This window comes from Micromonospora sp. WMMD1120 (assembly GCF_029626235.1).
GTDB lineage: Bacteria > Actinomycetota > Actinomycetes > Mycobacteriales > Micromonosporaceae > Micromonospora.
Window position 1 is genome coordinate 5,443,264 of record NZ_JARUBO010000005.1, and the last position, 16,539, is coordinate 5,459,802.

The 16,539-nt window shown below is 75.0% G+C and carries 17 protein-coding genes; 12 read left to right on the top strand and 5 right to left on the bottom strand.

Annotation, left to right across the window (positions count from 1 at the left end):
- Window positions 1-42 precede the first annotated feature (42 nt).
- The 7 genes from O7634_RS25105 (at window position 43) to O7634_RS25135 (ending at window position 7,904) form a co-directional block, all read left to right on the top strand.
- Entirely contained in the window at window positions 43-1,596 is a 1,554-nt protein-coding gene (locus O7634_RS25105; protein WP_278152585.1) for a lysine 5,6-aminomutase subunit alpha, read from the top strand.
- Window positions 1,593-2,375: an OAM dimerization domain-containing protein gene (locus O7634_RS25110; protein ID WP_278152586.1), complete on the top strand. Its 783-nt coding sequence runs from the start codon at window positions 1,593-1,595 to the stop codon at window positions 2,373-2,375. Before O7634_RS25105 ends, O7634_RS25110 begins: the two co-directional genes overlap by 4 nt.
- On the top strand, window positions 2,372-2,764 hold the full coding sequence (locus O7634_RS25115) for a hotdog domain-containing protein (RefSeq protein WP_278152587.1): 393 nt from the start codon (window positions 2,372-2,374) through the stop codon (window positions 2,762-2,764). The genes O7634_RS25110 and O7634_RS25115 overlap by 4 nt, the downstream gene beginning before the upstream one ends.
- Entirely contained in the window at window positions 2,761-4,092 is a 1,332-nt protein-coding gene (locus O7634_RS25120; RefSeq protein WP_278152588.1) for a glutamate mutase L, read from the top strand. The genes O7634_RS25115 and O7634_RS25120 overlap by 4 nt, the downstream gene beginning before the upstream one ends.
- A 638-nt stretch (window positions 4,093-4,730) precedes the next feature.
- On the top strand, window positions 4,731-6,482 hold the full coding sequence (gene lnt / locus O7634_RS25125; RefSeq protein WP_278154073.1) for an apolipoprotein N-acyltransferase: 1,752 nt from the start codon (window positions 4,731-4,733) through the stop codon (window positions 6,480-6,482).
- Between the two features lie 34 nt (window positions 6,483-6,516).
- The gene (locus O7634_RS25130; protein WP_278152589.1) at window positions 6,517-7,326 is read left to right on the top strand and encodes a polyprenol monophosphomannose synthase; all 810 of its coding nucleotides are present in this window, start codon (window positions 6,517-6,519) and stop codon (window positions 7,324-7,326) included.
- 59 nt (window positions 7,327-7,385) lie between these two features.
- Window positions 7,386-7,904: an FxsA family protein gene (locus tag O7634_RS25135; RefSeq protein ID WP_278152590.1), complete on the top strand. Its 519-nt coding sequence runs from the start codon at window positions 7,386-7,388 to the stop codon at window positions 7,902-7,904.
- Window positions 7,905-7,964: 60 nt separating this feature from the next.
- Here the strand turns inward: O7634_RS25135 and O7634_RS25140 are convergent, their stop codons facing one another.
- From O7634_RS25140 to O7634_RS25150, 3 genes are all read right to left on the bottom strand, one after another.
- Window positions 7,965-8,306, bottom strand: a complete 342-nt coding sequence (locus tag O7634_RS25140) for an RNA polymerase-binding protein RbpA (RefSeq protein WP_030327608.1) — start codon at window positions 8,304-8,306, stop codon at window positions 7,965-7,967.
- Window positions 8,307-8,497: 191 nt separating this feature from the next.
- Window positions 8,498-9,706: a hypothetical protein gene (locus tag O7634_RS25145; protein ID WP_278152591.1), complete on the bottom strand. Its 1,209-nt coding sequence runs from the start codon at window positions 9,704-9,706 to the stop codon at window positions 8,498-8,500.
- 26 nt (window positions 9,707-9,732) lie between these two features.
- Window positions 9,733-11,088: an MFS transporter gene (locus O7634_RS25150; protein WP_278152592.1), complete on the bottom strand. Its 1,356-nt coding sequence runs from the start codon at window positions 11,086-11,088 to the stop codon at window positions 9,733-9,735.
- Window positions 11,089-11,145: 57 nt separating this feature from the next.
- Here O7634_RS25150 and O7634_RS25155 point away from each other — a divergent pair, with 57 nt between their 5' ends.
- From O7634_RS25155 to O7634_RS25165, 3 genes are read left to right on the top strand one after another with little or no spacing between them, the layout of a single operon-like run.
- Window positions 11,146-11,793 (top strand): TetR/AcrR family transcriptional regulator, encoded by a 648-nt coding sequence (locus O7634_RS25155; protein ID WP_278152593.1) that lies wholly within the window; start codon window positions 11,146-11,148, stop codon window positions 11,791-11,793.
- A 56-nt stretch (window positions 11,794-11,849) separates the two neighbouring features.
- The gene (locus tag O7634_RS25160) at window positions 11,850-13,172 is read left to right on the top strand and encodes an NAD(P)-binding domain-containing protein (protein WP_278152594.1); all 1,323 of its coding nucleotides are present in this window, start codon (window positions 11,850-11,852) and stop codon (window positions 13,170-13,172) included.
- Entirely contained in the window at window positions 13,169-13,993 is an 825-nt protein-coding gene (locus tag O7634_RS25165) for an SDR family oxidoreductase (protein WP_278152595.1), read from the top strand. Before O7634_RS25160 ends, O7634_RS25165 begins: the two co-directional genes overlap by 4 nt.
- Window positions 13,994-14,001: 8 nt before the next feature.
- Here O7634_RS25165 and O7634_RS25170 read toward each other — a convergent pair whose 3' ends face one another.
- Window positions 14,002-14,652, bottom strand: coding sequence for a LysE family translocator (locus O7634_RS25170; protein WP_278152596.1), 651 nt, complete (start codon window positions 14,650-14,652; stop codon window positions 14,002-14,004).
- Between the two features lie 223 nt (window positions 14,653-14,875).
- On the opposite strand from O7634_RS25170, the gene O7634_RS25175 reads away from it, so the two are divergent.
- Both O7634_RS25175 and O7634_RS25180 read left to right on the top strand, forming a co-directional pair.
- Entirely contained in the window at window positions 14,876-15,355 is a 480-nt protein-coding gene (locus O7634_RS25175) for a DUF1992 domain-containing protein (protein WP_278152597.1), read from the top strand.
- A 23-nt stretch (window positions 15,356-15,378) separates the two neighbouring features.
- Entirely contained in the window at window positions 15,379-15,906 is a 528-nt protein-coding gene (locus O7634_RS25180) for a GNAT family N-acetyltransferase (protein WP_278152598.1), read from the top strand.
- 16 nt (window positions 15,907-15,922) lie between these two features.
- Here O7634_RS25180 and O7634_RS25185 read toward each other — a convergent pair whose 3' ends face one another.
- Complete coding sequence (locus O7634_RS25185) at window positions 15,923-16,498, bottom strand: maleylpyruvate isomerase N-terminal domain-containing protein (protein WP_278152599.1); 576 nt, start codon at window positions 16,496-16,498, stop codon at window positions 15,923-15,925.
- Window positions 16,499-16,539 lie beyond the last annotated feature (41 nt).

Genomic DNA, 16,539 nt, shown 5'->3' on the forward strand with positions numbered 1-16,539 from the left:
GCAGCGAGCGAACCCTCGGGCACGGAAACGAGTGGGTTGTCGATGAGCAAGCTTGATCTTGATCCGGTGCTGGTGGCGCGGGCGCGGGAGTTGGCGCGGCGGGCCGGGCAGCCGGTGGTGGACCTGGCACGCAGCCACACGACGGTGTCGGTGGAGCGGGCGGTGCTGCGCCTGGCCGGGGTGAGCGGCGCCGACCCGGACGGCATCCCGTGGGTGAACCGGCTCGTCGACGCGGTCGTCGCGGACGTCGGCCTGGGTCACGGGGTGGCGGTGCCGGTGTTCGACGCGCTGGCCCGGGAGGGCAGCGCTGATGTGACGTTGCTGGCGCAGAAGGCCGCCGCCGGGTCGGTGCGCTTCGCGGTGCCGTCGGGGCGGGCGGCCACGGCGGCCCGGTCGGCGGCCCGCAGGGCGGTCGGCGCGGGCATCCGGCGCATCGACCGGCGGCGCGCCGAACGGGACCGGCTGGTCAAGCGGCACGGTGACCCGGCGCGGCGGCCGTGGATCTACCTGATCGTGGCGACCGGGGACATCTACGAGGACATTCCGCAGGCGCAGGCGGCGGCGCGTGCGGGCGCGGACGTGATCGCGGTGATCCGCTCCACCGGGCAGTCGTTGCTGGACTACGTGCCCGAGGGCGCGACCCGGGAGGGTTTCGCCGGCACGTACGCCACGCAGGAGAACTTCCGGTTGATGCGGGCGGCGTTGGACGAGTCGTCGAAGGAGGTGGGCCGCTACGTGCGGCTGACCAACTACGCGTCGGGGTTGTGCATGCCGGAGATGGCGACCCTGGCCGGGTTGGAACGCCTGGACATGATGTTGAACGACTCGATGTACGGGATTCTGTTCCGCGACATCAACCCGGTGCGCACGTTCGTCGACCAGCGGTTCTCCCGGCAGGTGCACGCCCGTGCGGGGATCATCATCAACACCGGTGAGGACAACTACCTGACCACCGCCGACGCTGTCGACGAGGCGCACACGGTGACCGTGTCGCAGCTGCTCAACGAGTTCTTCGCGCACGAGGCCGGGCTGGCGGACTGGCAGTTGGGCCTGGGGCACGCGTTCGAGATCAACCCGGAGGTGCCGGAGTCGTTCCGCCTGGAGTTGGCGCACGCCCTGCTGGCGCGGGAGTTGTTCCCGGACGCGCCGTTGAAGTGGATGCCGCCGACGAAGCACATGACCGGGGACGTGTTCCGGGGCAACCTGCTCGACGGGTTCTTCAACCTGGCGGGGACGCTGACCGGGCAGGGCATCCTGCTGGTGGGGATGATGACCGAGGCGGTGGTCACGCCGTGGTTGTCCGACCGGGACATCGCCCTGCAGAACGTGCGGTACGTGCTGGGCGCGGCCGGCGGTTTGCACGAGGACTTCGTGCCGGCGCCGGACGGGTTCATCCGCCGCCGGGCCAACCAGGTCCTCGGTGAGGCGTTGGACCTGCTGGAGCGCATCGGGGAGCAGACGTTGCTGACGGCGATCGCCGAGGGCACCTTCGGGATCATGAAGCGGCCCGCGGACCGGGGCAAGGGCCTCGACGGGGTCGCCGCGCACGAGCCGGACTACTGCAACCCGGCCACCGACATCCTGGAGGCGGCGTGAGCGAGCGAACCAGCCAGCACGGCGGTGGCGTGAGTAAGGCGATTGTTCGGCCGTACGGGGACACCACCGGCGACGGGATGGTGCAGGTGTCGTTCACCCTGCCGGTGCCGCACGACAAGCGGGCCGAGGGCGCGGCGGTGCAGTTGGCCAACAAGATGGGCATCGACCCGGCGATGCTGGTGCACGCCAAACCGATGGGCGACGGGTTCACGTTCTTCGTGGTGTACGGGCGGGTCAACCACCTGGTGGACCTGAACGCGGTGCAGGTCGTGGAGCGGGACTTCGCGCTGCTGTCGGCGAAGGACGTCAACACGGTCATCAAGCAGCGGTTACGGCGCAAGCTGTCGGTGGTCGGCGCGTGCATCGGCACCGACGCGCACACGGTGGGCATCGACGCGATCCTCAACGTCAAGGGCATCGCGGGGGAGAAGGGCCTGGAGTACTACCGGGAGCTGAAGGTCACCAACATGGGCGCGCAGGTCAGCGTGCCGGATCTGGTGGAGACCGCCCGGGCGGAGAAGGCCGACGCGGTGCTGGTGTCGCAGGTGGTCACCCAACGCGACGCGCACCTGCACAACACCCGGGAGATGTCCGCGGCGTTCCGGGAGGCCATGCCGGCCGGTAAGCGGCCGCTGCTGATCGTCGGCGGGCCGCGGTTCGACGAGACGATGACCGACGAGTTGGGTGTGGACCGGATCTTCGGCCGGGGCACCACGCCCGGCGAGGTGGCCAGTTACCTGGTCCACGCTCTGATCACGCAGGGGAGGGCGACGGCATGACCGACGCACGGCTCGGGTTGACGGTGACGCACCGGCGGTATGTGCCGTACTCGCACGCGCACTACGCCGGCAACCTCGTCGACGGGGCGTACGCCCTGGGGTTGTTCGGTGACGTCGCCACGGAGGTGTGCATCCGTACCGACGGCGACGAGGGGCTGTTCGCCGGGTACTCCGACGTGCGGTTCAGCGCGCCCATCCACGCCGGGGACGTGGTGGAGGTGACCGCGCAGGTGTCGCGGGTGGGTGCCCGCAGCCGCACCCTTCAGTTGAGCTGCGTGGTGGTGTGCCGGGGCCGCCCGGAGCGGTCCGCGTCCGCCGCGGAGGTCCTGGACCCGCCGGTCGTGGCGGTCACCGCGACCGGCACCGTGGTCGTTCCCGCCTCGTCGTGAGCCTGGCGGTCTGCGCGGACGTCGGTTCGACGTACACCAAGGTCGCCGTGGTGGACCTGGCCGGCGGTGTGCTGGTCGGCGCGGCGTCGACGCCCACCACGGTGGGCACCGACGTGCTGCGGGGCCTGGACGCCGCGGTCGCGGCGGCCACCGCCGGGCTCGGTGCCCGTGACGTGCCGTGGTACGTGTGCTCGTCCGCCGGTGGCGGGTTGCGGCTGGCGGTGATCGGGTACGAGCCGCTGGTCACCGCGCAGGCCGGGCGTCGGGTCGGGTTGTCCGCCGGCGCGCACGTGGTGCACGTGGCGGCCGGTCGGCTCGGCGCGGCGGAGCTGACCGCGGTGCGGGCGGCCCGCCCGGACGTGGTGCTGCTCGTCGGCGGCACCGACGGCGGGGACACCGACACCGTCACCCACAACGCGACCCGGTTGGCGCGGGCGCGGTGGCGGGTGCCGGTGGTGTACGCGGGCAACAGCGACGCGCGCGCGGAGCTGACCGGCCTGTTGGACGCCGCCGGGGTGCCGGTGACGGGCGCGCAGAACGTCCTGCCGCGCATCGGGGTGCTCGCGCCGGCGTCGGCGCGGGCGGCGATCCGGGCGGTGTTCCTGCGGCACGTCATCGGAGGTAAACGACTGTCCAGGGGCACCCGTTTCGCCCGGCTGGTGCGGGCGGCCACCCCGGACGCGGTGCTCACCGGCGTGGAGGTGCTCGCCGACAACCTCGGCGGGGACCTGGCCGTCGTGGACGTCGGCGGGGCCACCACCGACGTGTACTCGGTGCTCACCCCGGACGAGCGGGCCACCGGGCCGGGCCGGGAGGTCGCCGGCAGCCTGTGGCGGGCCCGCACCGTGGAGGGGGACCTGGGCATGCGGTGGAGCGCGCCCGGGGTCGTCCGCGCGGCGGTGGAGGAGCGGCTGCTCACCGCCGCCGACGACCTCGCCGACGCCGCCGCACGGCGCGCGGCCGACCCGGCGTTCCTGGCGGTCGACGACGTCGAACGGGCCGCGGACCAGCGCATCGCCACCCTCGCGGCGACGGTGGCGCTGCGCCGGCACGCCCGCGGCGCCGGCACCGGTGAGCGGACCGGGCGGGACCTGCGCGACGTACGGCTGCTGGTGGGCTCGGGTGGGGTGCTGCGGCACGCGCCGGCCGACGTGGCCGGGCAGGTGTTGGCGACGGTCCTCGCCGACCACGCCGGCGGGTGGGCGGTGCCGCGCGCCGCCGCCGCGGTCGTCGACGCCGACTACATGTTGGCCGCCGGAGGGTTGCTCGCCGAGGAGCACCGGGACGCCGCGCAGGCGCTGCTGCGTCACCACCTACGCACGCATTGAGACTCGCCGACCCGACACGCCGTGTCGCAACACACGACAGGCCGGGTGTGGGTTGACAAGCGACGGGGGTCGCCACGTACCGTCTTTGAGTCCTACCACGGGAAGCGGCTGTTGTTCGCTTCGTCCCTTCGTCCGCTGGCCGAGCGACATGTTTTCAGCGTCATCGTCGCGGCGGCCAGGTCCAGCGGGCGGGGGTCGGCGGGGCGGCGCGAACCGGCCGCGATTACCGGTGTTTGGGCAGGGTGAGGTGCACGGCCAGTAGACAACGGCCCGGCGGGGGCAGCCAGTCCGCGTCCGGTCGGTCCGAAGGTCGTCGTGCCCCACCCTCGCCGCACCGGCCGGGAAGGGCCTGGGAGCATCGGGGCGCGGCGCAAGCCGCGCCCCGATTTCACACCCCCACCCCCACCCCCACCCCCCCCCACCCCCGCACCCCACCCCCCGCGCCGATCTTGCGGTTTCGGTCGTTGATCTGGGCGGGAATGCCCCTTATGTCGGTGCAGCGAGTGCAAGATCGACGGTGCGGGGCGGCGCGGTGTCCCCCGGCCCGGCGCGCCGCGGCCCGGCGCGGCCCGGCGCGGCCCGTGGCTCCGGCAGGCGGGTAGCCTTCGCCGGGTGATCGAGGTGAAGCTGCGGTGACGATGCTGGACCGGGATGAGAGCCTCACCGCGCCAGCGCCTACCCGAGCGGTCGTGACCGGCCGGCCGCTGCCGTTGCGGGTCGCCGCGCCCCTGGCGGTCGCCGCCGGGCTGGCCCTGCTGGTGGCGTTCCCGCCGTACGGGGTGTGGCCGCTCGCTCCCGTCGGGGTGGGCCTGCTGGCCGCCGCCGCGCACCGGCGGCGGTTGCGCGCCGGCGCCGGTCTGGGCTTCCTGACCGGGGTGGCGTTCTTCGCGCCCCTGCTGGCCTGGACGAACCTGCACACCGGCTACCTGCCGTGGGTGCTGTTGTCGCTGTTGCAGGCCGGCTACCTGGCGCTACTGGGCGCGGCCACCGCCTGGGTGTCGCCGCTGGCCGACCGCCGCCGGTGGGCGTGGCCGGCCCTGACCGGGCTGCTCTGGGTGGGGCAGGAGGCGCTGCGCGACCGCACCCCGTTCGGCGGGTTCCCGTGGGGGCGGCTGGCGTTCAGCCAGGACGAGTCCCCGCTGCTGCGCCTCGCGGCGCTCGGCGGCGCGCCCCTGGTGACGTTCGCGGTGGCGCTCGTCGGCGGGCTGCTGGTCACCGCCGCCTGGCGCCTCGGGGGCGCCCTGCGCCCCACCAGCCTCACCGGCACCGTGAGCACCGACACCGTGAGCGCCGACACCAGCAGCGCCGACCCGGCCGGTGGGCCGGCCGGGGCCGCCCCACGCACCGACCCCGTGCCGCCCGCCGACACCCCGGCGACGACCCGGAGCGCGCCGGCCCGACGGTGGGCGCCGGCGCTCGTACCGGCCGTGGTGGCCCTCGCGCTGACCGGGGCGGGGCTGCTCGTACCGGTCGCCGCCACCGGCTCCGGCGCCACCGTCACCGTGGCCATCGTGCAGGGCAACGTGCCCCGGCTGGGTCTGGACTTCAACGCCCAACGGCAGGCGGTGCTCAACAACCACGTCGACGCCACCGTCGAGCTGGCCGCCCGGGTGGCCGCCGGGCAGCAGCGTCGGCCCGACCTGGTGGTGTGGCCGGAGAATTCCAGCGACATCGACCCGCTGCGCAACCCGACCGCCGGGGCGCGGATCTCCCAGGCCGCCGACACCATCGGCGCGCCGATCCTGGTCGGCGCGGTGCTGCTCGGCCCCGGCCCCGGGCAGGTCCGCAACGCGGGCATCCTGTGGCGGCCCGGCACCGGCGCGGACCTGGGGCAGTTGTACACGAAACGGCACCCGGTGCCGTTCGCCGAGTACGTGCCGTTGCGCGACGTGGCCCGCATGGTCAGCAAGCAGGTCGACCTGATCCGCAACGACTTCGTGCCCGGCAGCACCCCGGGCGTGGTACGCGCCGGGCCCGCCGTGCTCGGCGACGTGATCTGCTTCGAGGTCGCCTACGACGAGGTGGTCCGTGACACCGTCACCGGTGGCGCCCAGTTGCTGGTGGTGCAGACCAACAACGCCACCTTCGACATCGCGGAGGCCCGACAGCAGTTGGCCATGGTGCGGCTGCGGGCGGTCGAGCACGGGCGGCCGGCGTTGATGGCCTCGACTGTCGGTGTGTCCGGGTTCGTGGCACCCGACGGGCGGGTAAGCGATGCCACCGGGTTCAACACCCGGGAGGTTGTGGTGCGGCAGCTGCGGCTCGACGACGGGCGTACCCTCGCCACCCGGCTGGGGTGGTGGCCGGAGGTGACGCTCGCCGCGCTGGCCGCCGCGGCCCTGGTCGGCGCGGCGGTGCTGCGCCGGCGGCAACGGGTCAGGCCCGGATAGCAACAGCCGGTGCGCCGGCGGGAGCGGAGGAACCGTGATCCAGGCGACCGATACGATCCGACGCACGGACGAGGTGCCCGGTGTGGGTCGGGTGCTGGTGGTGATTCCCACCTACAACGAGGCCGACAACATCGCCGCGATCGTGGGTCGGGTCCGCCGGGCCGCCCCGGCGGTGGAGATCCTCATCGCCGACGACAACAGCCCCGACGGCACCGGCGCGATCGCCGACGCCCTCGCCGACGGCGACGCGCACGTGCAGGTGCTGCACCGCCACGGCAAGGAGGGCCTCGGCGCGGCGTACCTGGCCGGGTTCGGGTGGGCGCGGGAGCGCGGCTACCAGGCGGTCGTGGAGATGGACGCGGACGGCTCACACGCCCCGGAGGACCTGCCGGCGCTGCTGGACGCCGCCCGCGACGCCGACGTGGTGATCGGGTCGCGGTGGACCGACGGGGCGCGGGTGCTCAACTGGCCGCTGCGGCGGCTGCTGCTCTCCCGTGGCGGCAACCTGTACGCGCGCCTCGCGCTGGGCATGCCGGTCTCGGACGCCACCGGCGGCTACCGGGTGTACCGGATCAGCGCGTTGGACGCCATCGACCTGGAGTCGGTGACCTCGCAGGGCTACTCGTTCCAGGTGGAGCTGTCCCGGTTGGCGCACCGGGCCGGGGTACGGATGGTGGAGGTGCCGATCACCTTCGCCGAACGCGAACGTGGGGACAGCAAGATGAGCCCGCGGATCGTGGCCGAGGCGCTGTGGCGGATCACCGCCTGGGGTGTGCGGGACCGGCGTCAGGCGGTGCGGCGGAGCCTGTACGGCACCCCCACCGGTCAGGTCCGGTGGCCGTGAGCCTGGCCGTGTCATGCTGGATGGGCGGGACACGTCCGCGGGAATGGCGATGAGGTGAGATGCGCCGAGGACTGAGGTTCGTACCGTTGGCCCTGTTGCTGGCGGTGGTGCTGGAGCTTGCGGTGTTCGTCTCGGTGGGGCGGGCGCTGGGGTTCGGGGTGGCGGTGCTGCTGGTGTTCGCCGCGTCCCTGCTCGGCATGGTGCTGCTGCGCCGTGAGGGAATGCGCGCGTGGCGGGGCTTCCGCGCCGCGGCGGCCGCCGGGCAGCCCCCGGGCGGGCAGGTGACCGACGGTCTCGTCGGTCTGGCCGGCGCGCTGCTGTTGGCGGTGCCCGGTCTGGCCAGCGGGCTGGCCGGGTTGTTGCTGCTGGTGCCGCCGGTGCGGCGTCTGGCCCGCGCCGGGGTGCGCCGGGCCACCGAGCGGCGGGTGTCGTCGATGGTCGCCGGTGACCTGTTCGGGCCGCGCACGGTGCGGGTGCGTCAGGGCGCGCCGCAGCAGACCGCGCCGCCGGAGCAGCCGGTCGTTGTCGACGGGGGCCGGGCCATCGAGGGTGAGATCGTCGAGCCCGGCCGGCACTGACAGTCGGACACGACGGCGCCCCCGGGGATCTCCCCGGGGGCGCCGTGTCGTGGTTGTGGCTCAGGCGCGGCCGCGGCGGGTCCGGACCTCCTGCAGCCGCTCCTCGAGGATGTCCTCCAGCTCGGCGATGGAGCGCCGCTCCAGCAGCATGTCCCAGTGGGTACGCGGCGGCTTGGCCTTCTTCTGCTCCGGCTCACTGCCGTCGACGAGTCGGGCGACGCTGCCGTCGAACTTGCACTCCCAGGTCGTCGGGACCTCGGCGTCGACGGCGAACGGCACCTCGAACTGGTGGCCCTTGGCACAGAGGTACTCGCGGGTCTGACGCGGCGCGAGCTCCGTGTTGCGGTCGGATTCGTAGCTCACCGCGCCAAGGCGGCTTCCGCGCAGCATGCGCTCGCCCATGATCGACTTCCCCTCGTTCGTGGTGCTGGTCTTCTGGGTGTAACGGTGCGTTCCCGTCGCGCCATTCCCGCCCGAGGGCGTGCGACGTCCACGGGTGGGCCGGGACCAAGGGTAGCCGGCCCGCACCGGCACCCGGCCGGTGATCCCCCGCGAGGTCGCCGCAGCGGTCGGTACCGCTGCCACCGGGGATGTTAACCGTCGGAGCGCGACGAAGGTTGCGCGGGCGCTGCGGCGGGGCCACCGCCGCCGAGACGGGCCAGCGCCAGCGCCAGGTCGCTGACCTGGTCACCGAGCTGCGCCACCCGCCCCTGGGCGGCGTCCCGGTCGGCCTCGGCGGACGCCAACCGTACGGTCAGGGTGGTGCGGTGCCCCTCGGCGCTCGCCGCCGCCTGCCGGGCGGCGGCCAGCTCGGCGGTGAGGGTGTCGCGGTGCGCGGCCGTCGCGGCCAGCTCCGCGCGCAGCCGGGCGGCCAGCTCCGCGGCCTCCTGCCGGGCGTCGTCGGCCTGCTGGGCGGCGACCTGCGCGCGGTCGCGGGCCCGCTCGGCCTGTTCCCGGGCGCGGGCGGCGTCGGCGGCCTCGGCGCGGGCGCGGGCGGCGTCGGCGCGGGCCTGCTCGATCTGACGCCGGACGTCCTGCACCTCGGCCTGCCACCGCCCGGCCCGCTCGGTCGCCTCGGCGGCGGCCCGGGTGGCCCGTTCGGCGTCGGCGCGGGCGGCGTCGCGCTCCCCGCCCAGGTCGGCCATCCGCTGCCGGTCGGTGTCGCGTTGCGCGCGCAGGTCCGCCGCCTCGGCGCGGACCTGGTCACGGTCCCGCTCCGCCTGGGCGCGCAGCGCCTCGGCGGCGCTGGCGTCGTGGCGCGCCTGGTCACGGGCGGCCTCCGCGTGCCGCGCCCGCTCGCCGTCGTCGGCGGCCTGCCGGGTCGCCTGCTCGGCGCGCCGGCGGGCGTCGTCGGCCTCGGCGCGCGCGGCGCGGGCCTGCTCGCGGGCGCGCGCCGCGTCGGCGGCAGCGTTCTCGGCGTCGTCACGGGCCTCGTCGCGTTCGGTCTGCGCCGCCGCGATCTCGGTGGCGGCCTCCGCGCGGGCCTGGGCGAGTTGGCGCTGCACGCCCACCGGGGACAACTCGGCGTGCAGCGACTCGGTCAACGTCTCGACGATCTGGTCGAGCCGGTCCACCGCCTCCCAGGTGCGGGCCACCTGCCCGGGCAGGCCCGGGGCGTTGCGGTGGCGCATCCGACTGTTGCGCGACGCCCGCTGGCAGGCGCCGTCGTTGTCGCGGCAGTAGCGAAACGGTCGACCCGCGCCGACCCGCTGCGGCACCGGCCGTCCACAGTGCGCGCAGGGACGGGTCTCGGCGGTGGGCTCGGCGGTGGTGGGCTCGGCGGTGGTGGGCTCGGCGTCCATCGAGGGCGAAGTCTAGTGCCGGGTGGTCAGCTCGTCGCCCGGGCCGTCGCGTCCAGGGTGTAGCGGCGTTGCAGCAGCAGCGCCGCGAGCATCGCCGCCGCCGGTAGCAGGCCGAAGCCGTAGCGGACCGCCGCGAGGGCGGCGTCCGGCTGCACCGGCGACTCGCCGGCGGTGGAGGCCACGAAGCCACCCACGCTGAGGCACAGCGCGTACGCGTAGGGGCCCAGGGCCGCGCCGGTGGCCTCGGTCGCCGTCCACACCCCGGTGTAGGTGCCGGCCGCGCCAGCGCCGGTGGGGGCGGCGCGGATCACGTCGGGCAGCATCGAGAACGGCAGCAACTGCATGCCGGCGAAAGCCACGCCGAGCACCGCGACCGCGCCGACGAGGATCGGCAACCCGGCCGGGCGGCCCACCGCCAGCACCAGCGAGCCGAGCGCGAACGCGCCCTGCGCGCCGAGCAACGCCCGCTGCTTGCCGACGCGTCGGGCCACCAGCAGCCAGGCCGGGGTGACCAGCAGCGCCGGCGCCACGAACGCCGCCACCAGCACCGTGGTCAGGTCGGCGGCGCGCAGCTCGTACTCGGCGTAGTAGGGCACACCGGCCAGCACCAGGTGGGTGGTGGTGGACATCGCCAGGTACGCGGCGACCAGCCAGCGGAAGTGCCTGTCGCGCAGCGCCGTGCGTAGGGCGCGCCACCCGCCGTGCCCCGCCGGGGTGGGGTCCGCGGCCGATCCGCGCAGCCGGCGGATGCCGGCGACGCCGACGAGCATGGCCACCAGCATCCCGACGGCGAGGAGCAGGCCCATCCGCTGGTAGCCGCCGCGCGTCGCGGCCTCACCGCCGGTGAGCAGCGGGGCCAGCAACCCGGAGAACAGGATGCCCACCGTCAGCACGACCATCCGGAACGCCATCAGCCGGGTGCGCTCGTCGTAGCCGATCCGCAGGTCGGCCGGGGTCGCCAGGTAGGGCACCTGGTAGGCGGCGAAGAGCAGGTTCCCGGCGACGAAGACCACCGCCACCCAGGCCGCCGCCGGCGCGCCGGTCAGGCCGCCGGGCACGGCGAAGAGCGCGGCGAACGCGACCGGCAGGGCGCACCCGAGCAGCAGCAACCGCCGCCGGTCGCCGCGCCGGGCCTGCTCGACGTCGGCGCGGTGGCCCACCCAGGGGTGCAGCAGCACGTCGGCGATCTTCGGCAGCAGCAGCGCGAGGCCGGCCAGCCACGGTCCGACGGCCAGCACGTCGGTGAGGAAGTACAGCAGCAGCAGGCCGGGCACTGTCACCCAGACGCCCATGCCGAGCGACCCGGTCGCGAAGCCCACCAGGGGAGCGCGGGGCAGCGTCGCGTCGGTGGTGGCCGCGGACCTCCGGTCGAGCCCGGTCATCGCCGCATCCTCTCCGCAATCCAACGGTTGCTGGATTCTAGGGGCAGAATGGCGGTCATGACCATGCCCCGCCGGCGTCCGGGCCGGCCCCGCCGCGACGAGATCCGCCCGACCCGCGAGGTGGTGCTCACCGCGGCGACGGCGCTCTTCGCCGAGCGGGGCTTCGACGCCGTCGGGCTGCGGGAGGTGGCAGCCGCCGCCGGGGTCGACGTCGCCACCGTCGCCCACCACACGGGTACGAAGGCCGCGCTCTACGACGCCTGCTTCGCCCGGGTCTTCACCGCCGAACGGGAGGTGCTGACCGCTGCGGCCGAGCAGGCCCGCGCCGCTCTCGACGCGGGGCCGGACGCCGCCCGGCGGGCCCTGCACGAGCTGGTCGACGTGTTCGTCGACTTCCTGGAGGACCGCCCGGAGACCACCGCCCTGTGGCTGCGGCGCTGGCTGGAGCCGCAGCGGCACGCCGAGCTGGACCAGCGCTACGCCGAACCGCTGTACCGGCTGGTCGCCGAGCTGCTCGCCGCCGCCTCGGCGAGCGGCGCGCTGGCCGAGCCGACCCCGCACGTCACGGTGCGCAGCCTGGTGTGGGCGACGCACGGACACGTGGTGGCGTTGGCCGCCGGCGCGCCGGGCGCCCGGGAGCGCCGCGAGTTCCGGGCGTTCGTGCACCGCCTGCTGGACGGGCTGTACGGGGCGTCGGCATCTTGACGGGCCGCCGCCGCGCGACGATTATCCATCGGACGTTGGATTAGATGGGGGCGGCGATGGGCGGACCACATCGGGTGGCGGTGATCGGCGCCGGCGCGGCCGGGCTCGCCACGGTCAAGGCCCTGCGCGACGCGGACGTGCCGACGGTCTGTTTCGAGGCCGCCGACACCGTCGGTGGCCTCTGGGTGTACGGGGCGCCCGACTCGCCCGCGTACCGCACGCTGCACCTGAACACCAGCCGGGGTCGGACCGAGTTCGCCGACCATCCGATGCCCACCGACTGGCCCGACTACCCCGACCACCGTCGGGTCGCGGGATACCTGGCCGACTACGCCGACCGCTTCGGGTTGGGCGAGGACATCCGGCTGCGGCACACCGTCGAACGGGTCACCCGGGAACCGGGCGGCGGCTGGACGGTTCTCGCCCACGGGCCGGGCGGCCCGGTCGAGGTCGGCGTCGAGGCGGTGGTCGTCGCCAACGGGCACAACCGGGTGCCCCGGCTGCCCGAGCCGCCGCCGCCCGGCACCCGCACCGCCGCGCAGATGCACAGCCACGACTACCGGGGGCCGGAGCAGTTGGCCGGAAAACGGGTCCTCGTCGTCGGCGGGGGCAACTCGGCGATGGACATCGCCGTGGACGCCTCGTACGCCGCCGCGCGCACCCTGCTGTCGCTGCGCCGCGGTGTCTGGGTGGTGCCGAAGTACCTGCTGGGCCGCCCGTCGGACACCCTCAACGGGGCGTTGGCCCGTCGGCTGCCGTGGCGGCTGCGCCAACGCGTCAGCCAGACGATGCTGCGCGCCACCGTCGGCAACCCCGCACGCTACGGGCTGCCCGCGCCGACGCACGGCTTCCTCCAGGACCACCCGACGCTCTCCGACGGTCTGCTGTCCCGGCTGACCCACGGTGACGTCGAGGCGCGCCCCGGCATCGCCGCCCTCGACGGTGACCGGGTGGAGTTCACCGACGGCCGCAGCGACACCGTCGACCTGGTCATCTGGTGCACCGGCTACCGGGTGGACGTGCCCTTCCTCGACCCGGAGCTGCTCGCCGGCGGCGCCGACACCCTGCCGCTGTACCGGCACGTGTTCCACCCCGACGCCCCCGGTCTGAGTTTCGTCGGGTTGATGCAGTCCACCGGTTCCGCCCTCCCGCTGGTCGAGGCGCAGGCCAAGCTGGTCGCGGCGCACCTCGCCGGCCGGTACGCGCTGCCGGACCCGCAGCGGCAGCGCGCCGTGTGCCGCGCCGAACTACGGGCCGCGACCGCCCGGTGGGGTCAGCGCCGCCCGGCGATGCGGGTGGACTTCGACGTCTACCTGGCCGAGCTGACCCGGGAGCTGACCGCCGGGGCCCGCCGCGCCGCAGCCGGGGCGAAGCGGTGACGAAGCCGTCGCTGGCCGGCCGGCGGGTGCTGGTCACCGGGGCGAGCGGGACGTTCGGCCGGCACCTCGGCGTGGCGCTGAGCGCGGCCGACGCCCGGGTGGTGGGGCTCGACCTGCACGCCCGCCCCGACGACGACCCGCCGGTGCTCGGCTGCGACCTGACCGACCCGGCCGCCGTGCCGGCGGCGGTCGACGCCGCCGTCGACCGGCTCGGCGGGCTCGACCTGCTGATCAACAACGCCGGGATCGGTGGTCCCGCGCCGGCCGAGCTGCCGCCCGACGAGGTGGTCCGCCGGCAGTTGGAGGTCAACCTGCTCGCCGCCTGGCGTACCACCGCCGCCGCGCTGCCCCCGCTGCTCACCGCACGCGGACGGGTGATCTTCGTGGCGAGCCGGATGGCGGTGCTGCCCCTGCCGCTCGCCGCCGCGTACGGGGTGAGCAAACGGGCCCTGGTCGCGTACGCCGACGCGCTGCGCCACGAGGTGGGCAGCCACGTCGGGGTGAGCGTCGTCTACCCGAGCATGGTCGCCTCGCCGATCCACGACAGCACCACCGAGGCCGGACTCTCGCTACAGGGGGTGTCCCGCCCCGAGCCCGTCGAAGGGGTGGTCGCGGCGATCCTGCGCGCCGCCGCCGCCCGACGGGCGCCCCGGGACGTGGCGACCACCGCACGTGGCCGGCTGGAGATGGCCGTCGGCCGGCACGCGCCCGCGTTGGCCGACCGGCTGGTGCGTCGTACCCTCGCCGCCCGGCTCGCCGCCGGTGACCTGGACGCCGCGCCGCTGGCCGCCGGGATGGTCCGTCGTCACAGGCAGCGGTGAGCGTCGGCTCAGGGCGCGGCGACCGCCGCCCGGGACCTGTCGGTGGCGATCCGGACCGCCAGCGCGGCCAGGGCCGTGCCGGTCACCCACCGCTGCACCCGCAGCCACACCGGCCGGCGGGCGAAGAAGCCGGCGAGGGACCCGGCGGTGAGCACGATCAGCCCGTTGACGCTCAGCGCGACGGCGATCTGGGTCAGCCCGAGCAGCAGGCTCTGCGTCGCCACGTGCCCCCGCGCCGGGTCGACGAACTGCGGCAGCAGTGACACGTAGAGGATCGCGATCTTCGGGTTGAGCAGGTTGGTGACCAGGCCCATGGTGAACAGCCGCCGGGGTGGGTCCGGCGGCAGCGGCGCGGGGGTGAACGGCGAGTGCCCACCCGGGCGCAGCGTCCGCCAGGCCAGCCACAGCAGGTAGCCGGCCCCGGCGAGCTTCACCACCGCGTACAGCGTGGGCACCAGGACGAAGACGGCGGCCAGGCCGGCGACCGCGGTGGCCAGGTAGACGCCGAACCCGGCGGCCACCCCGAGCAGTGAGACGAGCCCGGCGCGGCGGCCCTGCGCCACCGACCGGGACACCAGGTAGACCATGTTCGGGCCGGGCGTGAGCACCAGCCCCAGCGCCACCAGCGCGATGCCCAGCAGCGACGCCGTGCTCACCATGACGATCCCCCCGTCTCGACCGACACCGGTACCGACCGTAGGCGTGCCGGCCACCCCGGGCGAGGGCCACCCGGAAGATCGTGGCCTGCCGGGTGCGAAACGGGGCGATTCCGGCGCGGGGCCACCCCCGGCGGGAATGGTCACCGCGGCGGCGGCGCTGAGGCGTGAGGTGCGCGCCGCCGACCGGTGGCGGGCGTACGGTGGCCGGGGGAGGTGCCGCAGGGTGACCGAGGCGTGGGAAGCAGCAGTGGAGGCGCAGATCCGGGGCGCCGTGCAACGCGGCGAGTTCGACAACCTGCCCGGCATGGGCAAGCCGATCCCCGGCCGAGGGACCCCGTACGACGAGTCGTGGTGGATCAAGAGCTTCCTGGAGCGCGAGGCGCTCCCCGGCGACCTGCTGCTGCCCACCCCGCTGCAACTGCGCCGCCGCATCGAGCAGGTGCCCGACGAGGTCCGTGACCTGCCCACCGAAGAGGCGGTGCGGGCCTTCGTCGGGCAGCTCAACGCGCAGATCGTCGCGTGGCTGCGCAACCCCGAAGGGCCCCGGGTGGTGGTGCGCCCGGTGAACGTCGACGAGGTGGTGCGGCGCTGGCGCGCCGAGCACGCACCGCCGCGCCTCACGACGCCGCCGACCGAGCGGGTCAGCGTCGTCGCCGGGCCCCGCCGGGGCTGGTGGCGTCGGTGGCGACGCCGGTCGCGCTGATCCACTGCCACACTGTGCCCGTGATGATCGAACTGCGCGCGTCGGACCTGACGCTGCGCCGGTGGCGCGACGACGACGTGGACGCGCTGCTGCGCGCGTACCGGGACCCGGTGCTGCGGCAGTGGACACGGACCCCGGTGGACAGCGCCGACGAGGGCCGGCGGTGGCTGGAGCAGACCCGGCAGGACTTCGACGACGGCCGGCGGTACAGCTTCGCCGTGCTCGAGGACCACGCCGACGGCCCCCGCCTGGTGGCGAACGTGGTGCTCAAGGGGATGACGTCGCAGCGTCCGGTCCCCGAGGTGGGCTACTGGACGGCGTCGTGGGCGCGCGGGCGTGGTGTCGCGCCGCGCGCGGTGACAGCGCTCAGCGCCTGGGCGTTCGACCGGTTCCCCGACCTGACCCACCTCGACCTGCTGCACCAGGTGGACAACGTCGCGTCCTGCCGGGTGGCGCAGAAGTGCGGTTTCGTCTACCGGGAGACGCTGCCCGCCCGACCCCCGTTCCCCCGCGATGGTCACCGGCACGTGCTGCCCGCCCCGGGCCGGTGACCGTCGCGGTCGGTGGTCAGCTCACGGCGGCGCGCCAGCTCCAGGACGTGCGCCGCGCCCGGCCGGGCAGCTCCCCGCGACCGGTCATCCAGAGCAGCACCTGCGCGGCGGGACCGGCCGGGGCGTCCGGGAAGAGTCGCCGCAGCACCAGTGCGCTCAGGTGCTGTGGCGGCTGCCACCGCAGGTCCAGGCCGAGGGTGATGTCGTGGGTGTGCAGCAGGGTCTCGGCCATCCCCATCGCGGCGAACCCGCCCGGGTCGCAGGGACCCCAGTGCCAGGCCCGCGCGTCGGGAGGCGCCGCGTCGACGGCGGCGGCGAGCAACCCGGCGCAGGCCCGCACCACGGTCAGGGTCCGCGCCGGGCTCGCGTCGGCTGAGACCCGCAGGTCGTACGGCAGATAGGCGTCATCCGGCCCGCCGGTGACCTGACCGGCGTACGCGAGCAGATCGTGCGCGACGTGCGCGGCGGTGGTCCAGCAGCTCCAGGTCAGGGTGCCGGCGGGCACCGACCAGTCACGTTCGCGGTGCGGGTGCAGCACACGCGTCATCTCGTCGGCCGCCGCGCGTACGTCGGCGCCGGTCACCGGTGACATCCGTCGACCCTCGCAGCCGAGCCGCGGTGGCGCAACCGGGT